This is a genomic window from Paenibacillus sp. LC231, assembly GCF_001860525.1.
Lineage (GTDB): Bacteria > Bacillota > Bacilli > Paenibacillales > Paenibacillaceae > Paenibacillus_AQ.
In genome coordinates, this window is sequence record NZ_JFOM01000044.1 from 268281 (window position 1) to 285892 (window position 17612).

A 17612-nucleotide genomic window follows, 5' to 3' on the forward strand; every position below is an offset into this window, starting at 1 on the left:
TTAGTCAGGGTCCACGGGAGTAAGGAGGGGACACGTTGGGGATTCAATCTTGGCTGAGTCTATGGTTCGGTTTAACGCTGCCGGCCATCGTGCTTATGTATATGTTCAAACGAAAATATGTCGATACAACTGTTCCCAGCCATTTGCTGTGGGAGCGGGTCCTTCGGAACCTGGAGGCCAACAGGCCGTGGCAGAAGCTGCAGAACCGGCTTCTGCTGTGGCTCCAGCTGCTTGCTGCTGCGCTGATGGTCTTCGCACTGATGCAGCCTTTTCTGCAGGTGTCTGGCGGAGGCAGCGCCCACGTGGTCATCGTTGCCGATACCTCGGGCAGCATGAGCGCGCAGATTCAGCCATCGGCTGAAGGCGAAGCCGCATCCAGGCTGCAATGGATGCAGGAACGAATAAAGGAATACGTGAAGAACCAAGGGAGACGGAGCGAAATCACCCTCCTGTCCGTGGGAGCAAGTCCCATGACGCTGGTCTCCCATGAAAGCGACCGCACCGTCATTGATCAGGCTGTAGATGGGCTGCGGCCCTATTACGGCCAGGCATCCTACAGGGAAACCTTATCGCTCGCTTCCGCTCTGACACGGGAAGAGCGGGATGCAGAGGTCGTTATTTTTACGGACAGCTACTGGAAGCAGGATACGGCTCCCATAACGTTTCAGGTTCCGGTATCCGTAGAGAAGGTGCAGGGGGAGCTCCCTCTTAACGTGTCCATTGACCAATTCGGCATTTCACCCAAGGGTGAAACAGGTTCATCCTATGGGGCGGTGTCTGTCCTCAGCACGAATGCCAAGGAATCGATGTCGGCTGAAGTGAATCTTTACGGGGATGAACAGCTATTGACCAGCAGGATGCTTGAACTGGAGCCTGGTAAAAAATTAACCGAATCCTTTTCCGATCTGCCGTTTGCGGAAGTGTACCGGCTCGAGTTGTCCCAGGATGACGGATATGCCGCAGACAATCAATCCTTTGCATTCGGTTTGGGTCATGGATCTTCGCGCGTGCTTCTGCTGACTTCGGGCAACTTGTTTCTGGAGAAGGCCTTGCAGCTAAGCGGAGCCGAAGTCACCCGGGTTGCTTTGGACGAGTCCAAAGACAAGACCGCCGAGGACAATGGCAGTACGGATAAGGAGGCGGGTAAGGGCAGCACAGCTGCGGATGTACCGCCCGTGCCTGAAGGCGAATTTGATCTGCTCGTCATCGACGGGGACGTGCCGGAAGGGTTCAAGCAAGGGAAGTGGGCGGAACTGGCCGCCAAAACGCCGCTCTGGACGATCGGCGGAGAAGGTGCCAAAGTCGGCAACCAAGGGGGGCGCGCCGTGCTTTCCAAGCATCCGGTGACCGCCTATGTAACCTTGTCAGGCGTCTATTTTGGCACGCTACTGGAACAGGCCCCTGCCTGGGGAGAGCCCGTTATAAAGCTGGGGGATCAACCGATCGTCTATGCGGGAAGCGAAAACGGGCGACCGCGCTTGTCGTTTAATTTCCTGCTACAGGATAGTGATCTTCCGTTATCGCCGGAGTTCCCGGTCATGGTCAGCAATGCACTGGAGTGGATGACCTCGGGCAAGGGAAGCGGCCTTGGCCGCTATATGGCTGGCGCGCAAGCGGATATACCGATTGCGGCGGATACGGTAGCGGCAAAATGGGTACCTGCGAGCGGTCTTGCTCTTACTGGCGGCATCCCTGCTGCGGAAGCGCTCCGGAATGAGCAAGGGATATCGCCGGTACAGCTTGTGCCGGAATATCCGGGGCTGTACGCTTTTGAACAGCAAAATGAAGCGGGTGAGAAGCTTAGGTTCTGGCTGGCCGTGACGGCGGATCCATACGAGGCGGATTGGAGCAACGATCAGGGGCCGGTCGTAAGTCAAGCGGCTCCGAACTTGGATGAGTCTGAAGCGGGAGAGCATGCCGGGACATCCGGCAGCAACGAAACCGCAAACCGCGCCGGCTCGTTAATGCCATGGCTTGCTGTCTTGGCACTGGCTGTGATCGCAGCAGAATGGGGGGTGTACCAGCGTGGGCGTTCAATTTAGCCAACCATGGTTGTTGCTGCTGTTGATTCCGGCAGGATTATTTCTCTACTATGCATACAAGTCGGATTTTCGATTAAACGGCTTTCGGAAGAAACTGGCTTTATTCTTTAGAACCTGCGTCATTCTATTATTGATTCTTATGATTTCGGGTTTGCATGGCTTTACCGTCCTGAGAGATAAACAGGTTGTATATCTGGCCGACCGTTCCGACAGTATGGGGGATTCAGCCCGGATCGCGAGCTGGATTAACGATTCTCTCACGGCAAAAGGCGAGAAGGATGGCACCGCCGTTGTTTCTACGGGGCTTGAGGGCGCTGTAGAACGGCGGTTAACCTCTGCAGAGAATGCAGGAGCCTCTCTTAATGCGCTGCTGGAGCAGCAGTTTACGGGGCTGGAGTCCGGTCTTCAGCTCGCGGGGAGCCTGTTCGAGGGCAACAGCGATTCCAGAATTGTGTTGATCTCGGACGGGGAAGAGAATGTAGGCAGCATGGCAGCGGCCGGGAGGCTGCTGAAGGACCGTGGCATTGCGGTTGATGTGCTTCCGACGCCGAAGCAGGCCATCCGTGACGTTGCGGTGGAGGAACTGAAGGTACCGGATAAGCTGTATCAAGCGGAGTCTTTCTATGTGGAGGTTATGATCCGCAGCACGTTTAAGACCTCCGGTGAGCTGCGCATTTACGAGGACAACCGTGAGATCGGCCGGGAACGCGTAGACGTCACCCCGGGCGAGAACCGGTATGCCGTGAAAGGCCTGGCCAAGAGTCCGGGACTTCACCGTTACCGTGCCGAAATCTTCATGGACGGGGATGAAGCGTCCGCCAATAATGCTGCGTTCGATTTCACCCGGGTGGAAGGTCCGCCGAACGTACTGATCGTGGAAGGAACCCCGGGAACATCGGGGAATATCACGGCAGCCCTCGAGTCCGGCATGATCGGCACCGAGGTGATTCCGCCGGAACTGCTCCCGCTGGAAGCGGCCAAGTATGCCGTATACGACAGTATCATCTTTAATAACGTTTCGGGCAGTGACGTCGGCGGCAAGCAGATGGATCTGATCGAGCAGGCGGTCCGCAGCTTTGGCATCGGGTTTATGATGGCGGGCGGCGAGGACAGCTTCGGGATGGGCGGATATTTTAAAACCCCGATCGAAAAGGCGCTGCCGGTCTCCATGGAGCTGGAAGGCAAGCGGGAGATTCCATCCCTGGGCCTCATACTCGTCATCGACCGTTCGGGGAGCATGGACGGCAACAAAATCGAATTGGCCAAGGAATCGGCGATGCGAACGGTGGAGCTGCTGAGAGCCAAGGATACGGTCGGCGTTGTCGCCTTTGACGATCAGCCGTGGTGGGTCGTTCCGCCGCAGAAGCTCGGGGACAAGGAAGAGGTGCTCAGCAGCATCCAGTCGATTCCGAGCGCAGGCGGGACCAACATCTATCCTGCCGTTTCCTCGGCGCTTGAGGAAATGCTGAAGATTAAAACCCAGCGCAGACATATCATTCTGATGACCGACGGGCAGTCCGCCATGAATTCCGGTTATCAGGATCTGACCGATACGATGGTGGAGAACAAAATTACGATGTCTTCGGTGGCGGTCGGGATGGATGCCGATACCAACCTGCTTCAATCCTTGGCGGATGCGGCCAAGGGCCGTTATTACTTCGTTGAGGATGAAACGACGCTGCCGGCGGTATTCAGCCGGGAGGCAGTCATGCTGGCCAAATCCTATATCGTGGATAAACCCTTTGTCCCGGCCGTTCAGAACCCGGGCGATTGGGCGAGTCTATTCCAGCAGGGCGTTCCGGGGCTGTATGGTTATGTAGCGACAACGCCGAAGTCTTCCGCCCAGACGATTCTGTCCAGTCCGGAGCCGGACCCGATCCTGTCACGCTGGCAGTACGGATCCGGACGAACGGTGGCATGGACGAGTGATTTAAGCGGAAAGTGGTCCAAGGAATGGGTATCGTGGTCCGGCTTTGCCAACACGTTGACCGAAATCGTGAAGTGGACATTCCCGCAGTTTACGTCGTCGCCCTATGAAGTGACTACCGAGACGGCCGGCAACCAGGTAAAGCTCCATGTTATGGCAGAGGGCGAGAATCCGCCGGAGAAGCTGAATGCGGTGATCGGGGACGATGAAGCCGGCGAGCAGACGGTAGAGCTCATTCAGGAGGCGCCCGGCCGTTATACCGGACTCGTCAACGTATCCAAGCCGGGAGCCTTCCTCATGTCCCTTGAGGACGCGAGCGGGGAAGAGCCGCTGCAAGCCGCGCCGGGCACCGGTTTTGTTGTGCCGTATTCGCCGGAATACCGGCTATCTTCCGGCAGCGGCGAGGAAGCCATGAAGCGGCTGGCCGAGATAACCGGGGGCCGTGTACTATCCTGGGATAACCCGGCCGAAGTGTTCGACCGGCAGGCGGCCTCGCGGATGCAGCTCCATGATTGGAGTTATCCGCTGCTGGCGGCGGCCCTGCTGCTGTGGGTCGCCGACATCGCCGTGCGGCGCCTGGCTCTGCCATGGGGCGCCATCGGCGCTAGGCTGGCCGCCCTGCTCCGCAGGCGGCCTGCACCTGCCGGCGAGGCCGGGCGTGACGCCGGCCTCGAGCGGCTGGCGGCGCGCAAAGCCCGCGCCGCCCAGTTCTACGGCGGCAGCTCCGCAAAGCCGCCGCCGCAGGCCCCGCCCGCGCGCGAACGCAGCGGCGCGGGCCAGGGCGCCGGGGGCGGGAACCCCGCCCCGGCAGCTAGCGCAGCTCCGGCAGGGGGCCGCAAGGCCCCGCCGGAGGCGCGCGATTCGCAGCGGGGGGATCCCCCGCGGGGGGGGGAGGGGCGGGCGCAGGCGAGGCCGCCCGCAAGCCAGGGCGCGCGCAAGGGAAGCGCGCCCACGCCACCCCCGCCCCCGCCGCCGAAGGCGCAGGGGGACGGCAGCGGCCGGCCCGGGGAGACCGGGCCGGCTCCGGAAGGAGGCTCCTCCATGGATCGCCTCCTCAAAGCCAAAAAACGCGGCACGCGCTGATGTGCCGTCTCACGCTTCGGTCTAAGCTGTCTAATGTGCAGCTTCGGCCGAAGTTTTTTATTGTCGAATGAAGTAACTTTTTCCATGCCGCCGATGTCCGTAAAATCGTTTAACGGATGTCGAATCCGGTTATAACCGGACTATTAAGGGAAATAATGCAAGGGGGATGTCGTTCGCCCTGGCGGCTTTTACACAACTTTGACAATTACGTTATGGAAATGAAAGACGTGTGGTGATACAATAAGAGTCAAAATGATATTCTCAACATTCCTAACTGCTCTGATACCATGTGGATTGGGGCTGGAGGGACGTAAGAAGCCTTCATTTTCGAAGCTTACTATGGAAAAGATTTGAGGAGGACGAATCATGACAACTGAACATAACCAAACGATCGACAACCTGTCCATCGCAACGATCCGGACACTGGCGATCGACGCGATCGAAAAAGCCAACTCCGGTCATCCGGGCATGCCGATGGGGTCTGCACCTATGGGCTACCAACTGTTCGCGAAGACGATGAACCATAACCCGGACCAGCCGGCGTGGATTAACCGCGACCGTTTTGTCTTGTCTGCAGGCCATGGCTCCATGCTGCTCTACAGCCTGCTTCACCTGAGCGGTTATGACTTGTCCATTGAGGATCTCAAACAGTTCCGTCAATGGGGAAGCAAAACCCCGGGTCACCCGGAATTCGGCCACACGGCCGGCGTAGATGCAACGACAGGTCCGCTTGGACAAGGTGTGGCTATGGCTGTAGGTATGGCAATGGCTGAAGCTCATTTGGGCGCGACTTACAATAAAGACGGCTTCAATGTAGTGGATCACTATACGTATGCGATTTGCGGCGACGGTGACATGATGGAGGGCGTAGCTTCCGAGGCAGCTTCCTTGGCAGGTCATTTGAAGCTTGGAAAATTGATCATGTTGTACGATTCCAATGATATCTCCCTTGACGGCGAGCTCAGCCTGGCATTCTCCGAGAACGTAGCGAAGCGCTTTGATGCTTATGGCTGGCAAGTGCTGCGTGTAGAAGACGGTAACGATTTGCCTGCGATCGAGAAAGCGATCGAGGAAGCAAAAGCCGATACGAACCGTCCGACGCTGATCGAAGTGAAGACCGTCATTGGTTACGGCAGCCCGAACAAACAAGGTAAAGGCGGCCATGGCGGTACGCACGGTTCTCCGCTTGGAGCTGATGAAGCGAAGCTGACCAAGGATTTCTATAATTGGGTATATGAAGAGGATTTCTATGTGCCTGAGGAAGTGCGCGAGCATTTCGGCAAAGTGAAAGAGCGCGGCATTGCAGCTTATCAAGCTTGGGTTGATCAATTTGCGAAATACAAAGAAGCTTATCCTGAGCTGGCGGCGCAATTCGAGCGCGGTGAATCCGGCGAATTGGCTGAAGGATGGGACAAAGACCTTCCGAAATACAGCGCGGATGACAAAGCGCTATCCACTCGCGTGGCTTCCGGTAAAGCGCTGAACGGGTTGACTGCAGGCGTACCGCAGCTGCTCGGCGGATCGGCTGACCTGGAAAGCTCCACGATGACTCACTTGAACGACCTGGCCTCTTTCACAGCGAACAGCTACGAAGGCCGCAACGTGTATTATGGTGTTCGTGAATTCGCAATGGCCGGTGCCATGAACGGTATCGCTCTTCATGGCGGACTGAAGATTTTCGGCGGTACGTTCTTCGTATTTACGGATTATCTCCGTCCGGCTGTACGTCTGGCTGCGATCATGAAGCTGCCGGTTACGTATGTACTGACTCATGACAGCATCGCTGTCGGTGAAGACGGTCCTACGCATGAACCGATTGAACAATTGGCTTCCCTGCGCATCATTCCAGGCCTGACGGTGATCCGTCCTGCGGATGCCAACGAAACTTCCGCGGCATGGGCTTATGCGGTTGAGAACACAGACCGTCCGGTAGCGCTGGTGCTGACTCGTCAGAATCTGCCGATCCTTGCAGGCACGGCGGATCATGCACGCGAGGGCATCAAACGCGGCGCTTATGTTGTATCCGATGCGAAGGATGGCAACGTACAAGCTCAAATCATTGCAACGGGTTCCGAGGTTCAGCTTGCCGTTAAAGCACAAGCAGTGTTGGCTGAAGAAGGAATCGCCGTACGCGTCATCAGCATGCCGAGCTGGGATCTGTTCGACAGCCAGGATCAGACATACAAAGATTCCGTGCTGCTTCCTGACGTTAAAGCCCGTCTGGCTATTGAAATGGCTCATCCGTTCGGATGGGAGCGTTATGTCGGAGACAAAGGCGACATCCTGGGCATCAACACATTTGGCGCTTCGGCTCCTGGCGACCGCGTCATTGCCGAATACGGATTTACCGTTGAGAACGTGGTTAGCCGCGTAAAAGGCTTGCTGTAATCCAAGCGGATCTAACTCTATATTGATTTTCCGGCACCCGCATCATGCGGGTGCCGTCCATATATCAAGCCATAACGATGTTGGAGGAGGAGAGTTTGTCGATGTCACAATTTAAGAATGCTACCGTTACAAAGGCAGCCAACGTTTACTATGAGGGGAAGGTAACCAGCCGTACGGTGCTGCTGGAGAATGGCGAGAAGGTAACGCTCGGTATCATGCTTCCGGGAAGCTATGAATTCGGAACGGATGGCCCTGAGATTATGGAGATTTTGTCGGGCGATTTGCGTGTTCTGCTGCCTGGAGAGCAGGAGTGGTTAGAGATTCAAGGGTCTGCGACCTTTAACGTTCCGGGCAATTCAAGCTTTAAGCTGGAAATCCGCACCGTTACGGATTATTGCTGCTCTTATCCGACCATGTAATAGTTTTAGCGCTCCACATGACTTTGTGTCCGTAAATAAACATCAAAAAGGCTCAGAGCCGTTGGCTCTGAACCCTTACTGTCAATGCCGGATATCAACGCATGCCTTTAACGTTGGTTGTTATAATGGACTTATTCCTCCGGGATCGTCACGATCTCGCCTTTATATCCGGGAGCCCGGTTGTCAAGCTCTACGTATCCTTTGCTCCATTCCTGATTACGGTCGAGCAGTTTGTAGCTGGTGACGCCGGAAGGATAACGGAATGCGAATTCGGCTACAGTCCAGTTTCTGGCATCCGGCTGCTTACCGATCTCGGCTTGAACCGGGGGCAGGAAGAACAGGTTCTGATTCGCAGCCGCTTTGGCGGAGTAATCCAGCTTGCCTTGCCATTTCAAATATTTGACGCCACCCTGGATCTCGTAATATTCGGCGATGTCGTTATCGACCAGGAAGAAGCGATTGGATTTGCCTTTTGGAAAATAATAATCCACGCCCTGCATTTCCACAGGGAGCATTTCCAGCTCAGGTTTCTGCAGTTGGGATGAATAAGGCAGCTTGGCTGCAGCATTCCGGGCGGTGGCCAGATCGGAGCTCTTTAAGTCAGCGAGCATAGCGGCATCTGCTTTATTGATATATGCCGTCTTTAGAGAACCATTCCAGTCGATGTCAGCATCAAAAGCTTGGGCTACGGCTCTCAGGGGAATCAGGGTCTTGCCTTTATGCAGCAGCGGGGCTGCAGGCAGCGTCTTCGAAACTCCGTTCACATCCATGCGGGTGCTTCCCGCCGTGAGAATCACCGTTCGATGGTTGCCCTGAATCGTCACCTGTTTCTTGCTGTTGTCGTACTTCATGACGTAGTTACCCAGAGGCTTGAGATCGGTAAGGGTAACAAAGGTGGTGCCCTGCCTGATCAGCACGTCACCGCTTGCGGTAACATTGTTAATCGAAGCGGTTGGTTTGGCTGCGGCAGAAGCCGGTGAACCGGCTATTGCAGGAGACAGAACAGCGGTTAGCATGACAGCAGCTGCCATTGCTTTTAATCTTTTGGTCCATTTCATGTTGTAATTCCTCCCTTTGCATAGTAGACGGAAGTGAAATGCAAAAAGTTTCTTTCCGAGAGGAAAATGATGGAATGACCAAAAAAATAGCTCCTTCCTCCTGGTCCGGATGAACCGAAAACCAGCAAGAAGGAACCATTATAAGATATAGCACGGCTTGTTTGTTATTATTGCTGTTGTTCGCCGATTTTCTGGCCGATCCAGGCTTCATAGCATTTCACCACAGCGGAAAGATCCTCTTCGCCATAACCTTCGCTGGCACCGGCCTGGAACAGGCTCTTGGCCAGGTTCAGCATAGGGGAAGGCATTCCGATGCCATCGGTGAGCGAGGAGGCCAGCTTGAGGTCCTTGAGCATGAGCGCAAGCGAGAACTGGTTGCTGAAGTCGCCCTCGATAATTTTGCGTCCCTTCAGCTCGGCCGCTTTGCTGCCGGCCGATCCCAGCTGCACGAGCTCCAGGAAGTTGTCAGCGGGAATGCCTGATTTCGCAGCGATGGCGAAGCCTTCGGCCAGTGCCAGGTTGTTAATGCCCACAATCGTATTGTGTGCGAGCTTGGCCACGGCACCGCTACCGTTAGGCCCCATGTGAATGACCTTTTTGCCCAGGGTGTCAAATACGTCCGCATGCGCTTCGATGACAGCGGCATCGCCGCCAACCATGAAGACCAAGGTTCCATCCATCGCTGCAGGCTTGCTGCCGGTTACCGGGGCATCCAGGAAGGAAGCGCCGAGACCGGATACGGCGGAAGCAATTTCCTTGACAAGGCTCTCGGAGATCGTGCTGCAGTCAATGACGGTCATCCCGCTCGTCAGGGAGCCGAGCAGACCATTCTCTCCATAGAATACATCGCGGATGGATTGGTCGTTGCTTACCATTGTAATGACAAGATCTTGTCCATCAGCCGCTTCACGAGGCGTCTCCGCAATGGAGGCTCCCTGTTCGGCGAGCGGACGGCATTTTTCGTGGGTGCGGTTATACACGGTCACATCGTAATCCTGCTTCAGCAGATTGGAGGCCATGGGAGCGCCCATGGTGCCCAGTCCGATAAACCCGATTTTTTTCATAGCTATATCACCTTCGATTATGGATTCCTGATCCACTCTATCTTAGCATGGGTTCCTGAAACGAAGCCAGCGTTTGTGAGGAATGGAAGCGGTAAGGAGATCCGCGCATGAAGAATAGATGACAGTTGGCCCGTGAAACTTGCGGTCTTTATTAAATTAAAGTATCCTATTTCTAAATTCACAGGAGGTTTAAGGCATGTCTAAAAAAATCAAGTTTGATTACAGTAAAGCACTGACTTTTGTCAATCAGCACGAAGTTGATTATTTCGCTGAGCCGATCCGCACAGCTCATGAACAGTTACATAACGGTACGGGAGCCGGCTCCGATTATCTGGGCTGGATCGACCTGCCGACGCAGTATGATAAAGAAGAATTCTCGCGCATCCAGAAAGCGGCTGCCAAAATCCAAAACGATTCGGACGTCCTGATCGTTATCGGAATCGGAGGCTCCTATCTCGGGGCACGCGCGGCCATCGAAATGCTCTCGCACTCGTTCTATAATGAGCTGTCGAAGGACCAGCGCAAGACACCGGAAATCTATTTTGCGGGTAACAACATTAGCTCCACTTATGTGACTCACCTGCTTCAATTGATTGAAGGCAAGGACTTCTCCGTCAACGTCATCTCCAAATCCGGCACAACGACAGAGCCGGCTATCGCATTCCGTATTTTCCGTGCGGAACTGGAGAAGAAATACGGCAAAGAAGAAGCTCGCAAACGCATTTACGCTACGACGGATCAATCGAAGGGCGCCCTTAAGAAGCTGGCTACCGAAGAAGGCTACGAGTCCTTTATCATCCCTGACGATGTGGGCGGACGTTACTCCGTGCTGACAGCGGTCGGTCTGCTTCCGATTGCTACGGCAGGCATCAACATTGAAGAAATGATGCAAGGCGCGGCTGACGCATCCAAGGAATACAGCAGCCCGAACGTAGCCGAGAACGAAGCCTACCAATATGCCGCGGTTCGTAACGCGCTATACCGTAAAGGCAAAGGCATCGAGATCCTCGTGAACTACGAGCCTTCCCTGCATTTTGTATCCGAATGGTGGAAGCAGCTTTACGGCGAGAGCGAAGGCAAGGATTACAAGGGGATTTACCCGGCATCCGTCGATTTCTCTACCGATCTGCACTCCATGGGTCAATTTATCCAGGAAGGCAGCCGCAACATCTTCGAAACGGTCATTCAGGTGGAGAACGTATCCGAGCATATTACGATCGAATCGGATCCGGACGATCTGGACGGCTTGAACTTCCTGACCGGGAAAACATTGGATTTTGTTAACAAAAAGGCCTTCCAAGGCACGATGCTGGCCCATACAGACGGACAAGTTCCGAATTTGATTGTGACAATTCCAGATTTCACTCCCTATTCGTTCGGATATCTGGTATACTTTTTCGAAAAGGCCTGCGGTATCAGCGGCTATCTGTTGGGTGTCAACCCGTTTGACCAACCGGGCGTAGAGGCGTACAAGAAAAATATGTTCGCATTGCTCGGCAAACCTGGGTATGAGAAAGAGAAGGCCGAATTGGAAGCTAGACTTTCCGAATAACCTGACACTTTCATTGGATTAGACGTAAGACGCTGAAGGAAGCAGTCCGCTGGCATATCATTGCCGTGGACTGCTTTCTTGGCAATATAGAGGTGGTTGTAGTTTCATGCTGGATCGTTACAAAACGGTACGTCAGGCGGGCTCCAAAGAGATCGTCATCAAGAAATCGCGTTTCATCGGGCATGTGATGCCGGTTGAAGCCGAAGAGGAAGCCGTCGCTTTTATTGAAGAGATCAAGAAAAAACATTGGAATGCTACCCATAACTGTTCCGCTTATATGATCGGCGAGCGGGATGAGATTCAGAAGCAATCGGATGACGGGGAACCGAGCGGAACGGCTGGTAAGCCAATTCTCGAGGTGATCCGCAATCAGGGGCGGAAGAATGTAGCCATTGTGGTCACGCGTTATTTTGGCGGCATTATGCTGGGTGCAGGCGGATTGATCCGGGCGTACACCGACGGAGCCGTGGCTGCGATTGAGTCAGGCGATCCGATTACAAGGGTTCTGCATCGGGAGATTTTCGTGGAGCTGGATTATACCTGGCTGGGTAAGGTGGAGAACGAGCTCCGCAACCGAGGCGTTCGTATGGGAGAGACAAACTTTGCCGACACGGTGACCTTGACCTGCTTGCCGCTCGATGGTGATGCGGAGAGCTTTATGTCTTGGATGGTGGATTTGACACAGGGGCAGTCCCTGATCACAGAGGGAGAGCGGCTTTATTTTATTGAAGGGGAATAAAATAATATGGCAAGAAGAGCAGTCGAACGCGAGTTGTCGAGAGAGCGGATACTGGAAGCAGCCAGGCATTTGTTCATAACCAAAGGGTACAGGGCCATATCGATGCGAAGCATCGGGCAGCATCTGGGTTATAGCCACGGCTCCTTGTATTATCATTTTAAGGAAAAGGCGGAGCTTTTCTACGCCATTGTCATGAAGGACTTTAATGATCTAAATGATTTGCTGTTGGAAGTCTCGGGAAAGCCTCCCTGTGACGGGGTATCGAAGCTGGAGCAGCTGATGCTGGAATTCGTTCGTTTCGGTCTGGATAATCCTTACCAGTACGAAATCATGTTCATGATTCGGGACGAAGAGCTGCTGTCCTACTGTCGCTCTGAGCAGGGACGCTGTTTTGAAATGTTTGCTATGCTGGTCCGTCAGTATTTGCTTGAGGAGAATTACAGTGAGGAAGAACGGCGAACCGTTCCGTTGACTTTGTTTTTGTCGCTGCATGGATTTATATCGTATTATATTCAGGACAGAATTGGTTTTGATGAGATTAAACCAGCCGCTCTTACCCATATCAAAGTGTTATGCCGGAGTTTGTACAGCAGGGTCTGATGTTTAAATACGGTCAAAATGCGCAGCTTGATGCTTCAATCCGTTACAACGATCTAGCGTTGAAACGTCAATCACCTAATGAATAAAACACAGACAGGTTCACGCCCCCTAGCATGTGCCTGTCTGCTTTTTGTGTTGTTATACATACGCTGGCGTCAACATAACATCTTATTTGAGGGATCATCCTTCCATGATCTTCACATGATATTGGCGCTGCCGCGGTCCGTCGAATTCACAGAAATAAATGCCCTGCCAACGTCCGAGGAGCAGGTGCCCGTTCTGAATAATCACGGTCTGGGAAGGGCCGCAGGTGATCGATTTGAGGTGGGAAGCGGTGTTGCCCTCCGCATGGCGATACTTGGGATGATTCCAAGGATAGACCTCATCGAGCGACATCAGGACGTCCCGTTTCACATCAGGATCCGCATTCTCATTGATGGCAATCCCCGCCGTCGTATGCGGGCAGTAGATCAGGACCGTTCCCTGCTGGACCCCGCTTTGTTTCACATAGGAGTGGATCTCCCTTGTAATATCCCTCATCTCATCTCGACCTTGCGTATCCAATTCACCGGTATACAGCATGTAGATACCTCCTCATTATTTGCCATTTCTTTTATTTTACCCGATAAAGTGCAAAAGATGGATTGACGATGGGATTCCGCTTTTGGTAAAGTATGTGTAAAGAAAACCAAGTATACAAATAGGAAATATAAAGATGGTTTGCGAAAGTGTCGACCGGAATGCCATCCGGAGGCGGGAGGGATACGAGATGACAACATGGATTCGTCATAAAGGTTGGACTTGGGGGTTTCGAAGTACCGTACTGCTTTATTTTCTTGCCTTGATCGTACTGCCGATCTTTGGGGTATATGTGCAATCATTCTCTGCAGGATGGAGTCATTTTACGGAGAGCATTATGGATCCGATAGCATGGAAGGCTGTACTGCTTACCATCAAGCTGGGCGTCATCTCTACTTTCATCAACGTGCTTATCGGAACGATGATTGCATGGGTGCTTATCCGATATAAGTTTCCGGGAAGGACGCTGCTGAACAGTCTGGTCGACCTGCCCTTTGCACTGCCGACAGCCGTTGGCGGTCTGATGATATTGCTGCTGCTGGGCCCCGGGAGCTTTCTCGGTGGTTTGGCAGAGAAATTGGGTTTTGAAATTGTATTCCACCAGCCCGCGATTGTGATAGCGATGATGTTTGTCACGTTTCCGTTTGTCATCCGTGCGGTTCAGCCGCTGCTGGAGGAGCTCGACCCGCTGGAGGAAGAAGCGGCTTATACGATGGGAGCTTCCAGGACGAGAACTTTTTTTAAAGTCATCCTGCCGTCGATGCTGCCCGGGATTATCAGCGGAGGAATGCTGGCATTCTCAAGGGCATTAGCCGAATTCGGGGCCGTTGTCTTGGTGGCCGGCAACATTCCGGGAAGAACACTTATTGCCTCGGTTTTTATTTTTGGTGAGGTCGAGAGCGATAATCCTGCTGGAGCAGCTGCGGTATCTATTCTGCTCCTTACCCTCTCTTTCATCATCCTCTGGGTGATCAATGCCGTACAGCAGAGGGGGAGACGAGTTTGAGACGTCTGTGGATCGGACTTACGTACGCTGTATTTATTATTCTGCTAATCATCCCCCTGTCCCGAATTGCGATCGGTGCGTTTGATAAAGGGCTGAGCGGGTTTGCCGAAGGTTTGTTCAGGCCGGAAGCCTTGCATGCCCTGATGATGACGGGGCTTATAGTGGTATTCGTTACGTTCTTCAATGCGTTGTTTGGCATCATGATGGCGTTGTACCTGGTACGGGCGAATTGGCTGAGCCGAAAGATCAAGGGCATTCTGAACAGCATTGTCGATCTGCCCTATGCGGTATCGCCGGTCATTGGCGGTTTGATGATTGTACTGCTGCTCGGACCCGACAGCATCATCGGCGGTTTTTTTGAAGGGATCGGGTTTAAAGTGGTGTATGCTTTCCCAGGAATGGTAATCGCCACACTGTTCGTCACGTTTCCGCTCATGGTTCGTGAGGTCATGCCTGTATTGCAGGAAATTGGAAATGATCAGGAACAGGCGGCAGCGACGCTGGGGGCTTATGAATGGACAACGTTCCGAAAGGTAACATGGCCTTCCATCCGGTGGGCTGTCGTATATGGCCTGGTACTCACTGTAGCCCGTTCATTGGGCGAGTTTGGTGCGGTGCTGGTGGTGTCCGGTAATATCATGAATAAAACTCAGACGGCGACAACGTTAGTATACCAGGATGTGGAGAATTTTAACGTGGCTGCGGCGAATGGCGTCGCATTGGTATTGGCTGCCTTCTCGGTAGGACTCTTGCTGCTGATGGAATGGGCCAAAAAAAGAAAGGATGTGCATTGATATGCATGTGGAGGTTCGCGATCTGAACAAGCATTTTGGTACGTTTCATGCCGTCAAGGATGTCAGCTTCGAGATTGAGAAGGGACATCTGATTGGACTTCTGGGGCCCAGCGGAGGCGGCAAAACCTCCATCCTGCGCATGCTGGCCGGGCTTGAGAATCCGGACTCCGGGCAAATCTCCTTTCACGGCCAAGTGGTCAATGATCTGCCGCCGCAGGAGCGCGGTATCGGCTTTGTATTCCAGAACTATGCCTTGTTTAAGCATATGACCGTGTTTGATAACATCGCTTTCGGTTTGAAGGTGAAGAAGACTCCAAAGGCCATAATCAAGGACCGGGTTATGGAATTGGTGGAGCTGACCGGCTTAAAAGGTTTTGAGAGCCGCTATCCGCACCAGTTATCGGGCGGACAGCGTCAGCGTGTAGCCTTTGCCAGAGCGCTGGCACCTGAACCGCAGCTGCTCTTATTGGATGAACCGTTCGCCGCCATCGATGCGAAGATCCGCCAGGAGCTGCGCTCCTGGCTTCGCGAGCTGATCGAGCGGGTCGGCATTACGTCGATTTTTGTTACGCATGACCAGGATGAGGCGATTGAAGTCGCGGACGAAATAATGATTATTAATCAGGGGCGCGTGGAGCAAAAGGGAACGCCTTGGGATATTTACAAGGAGCCGAAGACGCCGTTTGTCGCTTCATTCATAGGCGAATCCACCGTGATTTCGAGCGCGGCCGAGTTGAAGGGATTTGAGGCAGCGGCTAACAAGAATGCGACGCGTGCGCTGATTCGTCCGGAATACATCGAGATTGGAAGCAAGCATGATTTCAGCGTGTTGTCCGCAACGGAGACGGGGATCGTCCGTCATCTGCATTTCCGCGGCAGCGAATGGCTGGTGGAGGTGGAGGTTAAGGGACATAAGCTGATCACCTACCGTTCACTGGAGAAGGAAACGCTGTATCCGGGTCAAGAGGTCCGCGTCCTCGTTCACCGGGCTTATCTCTTTAATGAAGAGCACAGCTGGATCGAGGAGAATCGACTGAAGGTCGATCCGATGCCAATTATGATCTGATGGTTCTAAATATCCGAAGGGAAGTGGATTCATTCATGCGGATCTTAAATATGAAACGCACCTCATTCCTGCTGGTTGGCATGGCGCTTCTCTTCAGTTTTTTTATGGCAGGATGCGCCAATGATCCGCCGGATCGCGAAGAAGTGATATCCCGAGCGGGAGAGAGAACGATCGTTCTGGGCGCGTACAGTGTGGCCAGAGATGCCCTGTCCGAGATCATCCCTGCTTTTCAAGCGCAGTGGAAGAAGCAGACGGGAGAAACCATTCGGTTTCAGGAATCCTACGAGGCTTCCGGAACACAAGCTCGTGCCATCACGGGCGGATTTGAGGCCGACGTAACGCTGCTTGCCATGGAAGGGGATGTCGACAAGCTGGTTCGGGAAGGGCTTGTGGACCCGGAATGGAAATCTCAGCCGTATAACGGCATGGTGACACGATCGATAGTCGTTCTCGGCACCCGCGAGGGAAATCCGAAAGGAATACGGGATTTCGACGATCTGACCCGATCGGACGTCAAGGTGCTGTATCCGAATCCGAAGACATCGGGCGGCGCCCAGTGGGACATTAACGCAATCTACGGCGCGGGGCTGAAACAATCGGAAGAGAACGGAAAGCGTGACCCTGCCGAAGCGAAAGCCTTCCTTGAAGCGGTTCACCGCAATGTGGAATCGCTCGATAAAAGCGGGCGGGCTTCCATGGCTGCTTTTGAATACGGGGTCGGCGACGTAATCGTCACGTATGAGAACGAGCTGCTCGCCCGGATTGCTCAAGGCGTCCAGTATGATATCGTTGTGCCGCAGCACACGATGCTGATCGAGAATCCGGCTGCAGTCGTCGAGCGTTTCGCTGAAAAACACGGCACGCTGGATGTATCGGCAGCTTTCGTAGAGTACTTGCGCACGCCGGAGGCGCAGAGCATATTTGTGAAGTATGGGTTCCGTCCAGTTGAAGAATCGGTGTTTGAACAGACGAAGGATCAGTTTTCCAATCCGCCGGGGTTATTCGATATCGAGTATCTGGGTGGATGGGATCAGGTGCGCGAGACGCTGTATTCCAAGCGCGGAGTCTGGTATCAGGTGCTGGCCGGTCTATGATGCTCGCGGCAAACGGGAGCGATTGAGGTTTCATGAGGGGCAGTCGCGTGCTGAACTGCGTTTCGCAAATGACCCGTCAATCAAAAAAGAATGAAAGTGAGCCGTCCAGGATCTCCTGGCAGGCTCTTATTTGTATATATAGAACATTAAGCAATGATCTGGATAACGCCTCGTGTACTGAAGTTTTCCATGTATACGGAT

At 53.8% G+C, this 17612-nt stretch carries 14 protein-coding genes; 11 read left to right on the forward strand and 3 right to left on the reverse strand.

Going from position 1 to position 17612, the window contains the following annotated elements:
- The first annotated feature begins 35 nt into the window (after positions 1 to 35).
- The 4 genes from AK95_RS24890 (at position 36) to ppnP (ending at position 7859) form a co-directional block, all read left to right on the forward strand.
- On the forward strand, positions 36 to 2042 hold the full coding sequence (locus tag AK95_RS24890; RefSeq protein ID WP_071222608.1) for a vWA domain-containing protein: 2007 nt from the start codon (positions 36 to 38) through the stop codon (positions 2040 to 2042).
- Positions 2026 to 5052, forward strand: coding sequence for a VWA domain-containing protein (locus AK95_RS35185; RefSeq protein WP_071222609.1), 3027 nt, complete (start codon positions 2026 to 2028; stop codon positions 5050 to 5052). Before AK95_RS24890 ends, AK95_RS35185 begins: the two co-directional genes overlap by 17 nt.
- 366 nt (positions 5053 to 5418) lie before the next feature.
- Positions 5419 to 7440, forward strand: coding sequence for a transketolase (tkt, locus tag AK95_RS24900; RefSeq protein ID WP_071222610.1), 2022 nt, complete (start codon positions 5419 to 5421; stop codon positions 7438 to 7440).
- A gap of 101 nt (positions 7441 to 7541) precedes the next feature.
- Positions 7542 to 7859 carry a pyrimidine/purine nucleoside phosphorylase gene (gene ppnP, locus AK95_RS24905; RefSeq protein WP_006212330.1) on the forward strand — a complete coding sequence of 106 codons (318 nt, stop codon included), beginning with the start codon at positions 7542 to 7544 and terminating at the stop codon, positions 7857 to 7859.
- Positions 7860 to 7990: 131 nt separating this feature from the next.
- Here the strand turns inward: ppnP and AK95_RS24910 are convergent, their stop codons facing one another.
- Both AK95_RS24910 and AK95_RS24915 read right to left on the reverse strand, forming a co-directional pair.
- Positions 7991 to 8917, reverse strand: coding sequence for a copper amine oxidase N-terminal domain-containing protein (locus AK95_RS24910; protein WP_071222611.1), 927 nt, complete (start codon positions 8915 to 8917; stop codon positions 7991 to 7993).
- Between the two features lie 167 nt (positions 8918 to 9084).
- A complete protein-coding gene (locus tag AK95_RS24915; protein WP_071222612.1) occupies positions 9085 to 9981 on the reverse strand; it encodes an NAD(P)-dependent oxidoreductase in 897 nt (298 codons plus the stop codon).
- A gap of 196 nt (positions 9982 to 10177) precedes the next feature.
- Here AK95_RS24915 and AK95_RS24920 point away from each other — a divergent pair, with 196 nt between their 5' ends.
- From AK95_RS24920 to AK95_RS24930, 3 genes are all read left to right on the forward strand, one after another.
- Positions 10178 to 11533 (forward strand): glucose-6-phosphate isomerase, encoded by a 1356-nt coding sequence (locus AK95_RS24920; RefSeq protein WP_071222613.1) that lies wholly within the window; start codon positions 10178 to 10180, stop codon positions 11531 to 11533.
- A gap of 106 nt (positions 11534 to 11639) precedes the next feature.
- Positions 11640 to 12272: a YigZ family protein gene (locus AK95_RS24925; protein WP_071222614.1), complete on the forward strand. Its 633-nt coding sequence runs from the start codon at positions 11640 to 11642 to the stop codon at positions 12270 to 12272.
- Between the two features lie 6 nt (positions 12273 to 12278).
- Positions 12279 to 12872, forward strand: coding sequence for a TetR/AcrR family transcriptional regulator (locus AK95_RS24930; protein ID WP_071222615.1), 594 nt, complete (start codon positions 12279 to 12281; stop codon positions 12870 to 12872).
- Between the two features lie 180 nt (positions 12873 to 13052).
- Here the strand turns inward: AK95_RS24930 and AK95_RS24935 are convergent, their stop codons facing one another.
- Complete coding sequence (locus AK95_RS24935; RefSeq protein ID WP_071222616.1) at positions 13053 to 13454, reverse strand: secondary thiamine-phosphate synthase enzyme YjbQ; 402 nt, start codon at positions 13452 to 13454, stop codon at positions 13053 to 13055.
- Between the two features lie 187 nt (positions 13455 to 13641).
- Between AK95_RS24935 and cysT the strand changes: the two genes are divergently transcribed.
- From cysT to AK95_RS24955, 4 genes are read left to right on the forward strand one after another with little or no spacing between them, the layout of a single operon-like run.
- A complete protein-coding gene (cysT, locus tag AK95_RS24940) occupies positions 13642 to 14457 on the forward strand; it encodes a sulfate ABC transporter permease subunit CysT (protein WP_071222617.1) in 816 nt (271 codons plus the stop codon).
- Entirely contained in the window at positions 14454 to 15251 is a 798-nt protein-coding gene (locus AK95_RS24945; RefSeq protein ID WP_071222618.1) for a sulfate ABC transporter permease subunit, read from the forward strand. Before cysT ends, AK95_RS24945 begins: the two co-directional genes overlap by 4 nt.
- A gap of 1 nt (position 15252) precedes the next feature.
- Positions 15253 to 16317, forward strand: a complete 1065-nt coding sequence (locus AK95_RS24950) for a sulfate/molybdate ABC transporter ATP-binding protein (protein ID WP_071222619.1) — start codon at positions 15253 to 15255, stop codon at positions 16315 to 16317.
- A 35-nt stretch (positions 16318 to 16352) separates the two neighbouring features.
- Complete coding sequence (locus AK95_RS24955; RefSeq protein WP_071222620.1) at positions 16353 to 17411, forward strand: sulfate ABC transporter substrate-binding protein; 1059 nt, start codon at positions 16353 to 16355, stop codon at positions 17409 to 17411.
- Positions 17412 to 17612: the final 201 nt, after the last annotated feature.

Coding starts and splice junctions, on each gene's coding strand:
- tkt (WP_071222610.1), top strand. CDS start 5,419: ATGACAACTGAACATAACCAAACGATCGACAACCTGTCCATCGCAACG.
- ppnP (WP_006212330.1), top strand. CDS start 7,542: ATGTCACAATTTAAGAATGCTACCGTTACAAAGGCAGCCAACGTTTAC.
- AK95_RS24910 (WP_071222611.1), bottom strand. CDS start 8,917: ATGAAATGGACCAAAAGATTAAAAGCAATGGCAGCTGCTGTCATGCTA.
- AK95_RS24915 (WP_071222612.1), bottom strand. CDS start 9,981: ATGAAAAAAATCGGGTTTATCGGACTGGGCACCATGGGCGCTCCCATG.
- AK95_RS24920 (WP_071222613.1), top strand. CDS start 10,178: ATGTCTAAAAAAATCAAGTTTGATTACAGTAAAGCACTGACTTTTGTC.
- AK95_RS24925 (WP_071222614.1), top strand. CDS start 11,640: ATGCTGGATCGTTACAAAACGGTACGTCAGGCGGGCTCCAAAGAGATC.
- AK95_RS24930 (WP_071222615.1), top strand. CDS start 12,279: ATGGCAAGAAGAGCAGTCGAACGCGAGTTGTCGAGAGAGCGGATACTG.
- AK95_RS24935 (WP_071222616.1), bottom strand. CDS start 13,454: ATGCTGTATACCGGTGAATTGGATACGCAAGGTCGAGATGAGATGAGG.
- cysT (WP_071222617.1), top strand. CDS start 13,642: ATGACAACATGGATTCGTCATAAAGGTTGGACTTGGGGGTTTCGAAGT.
- AK95_RS24950 (WP_071222619.1), top strand. CDS start 15,253: ATGCATGTGGAGGTTCGCGATCTGAACAAGCATTTTGGTACGTTTCAT.
- AK95_RS24955 (WP_071222620.1), top strand. CDS start 16,353: ATGCGGATCTTAAATATGAAACGCACCTCATTCCTGCTGGTTGGCATG.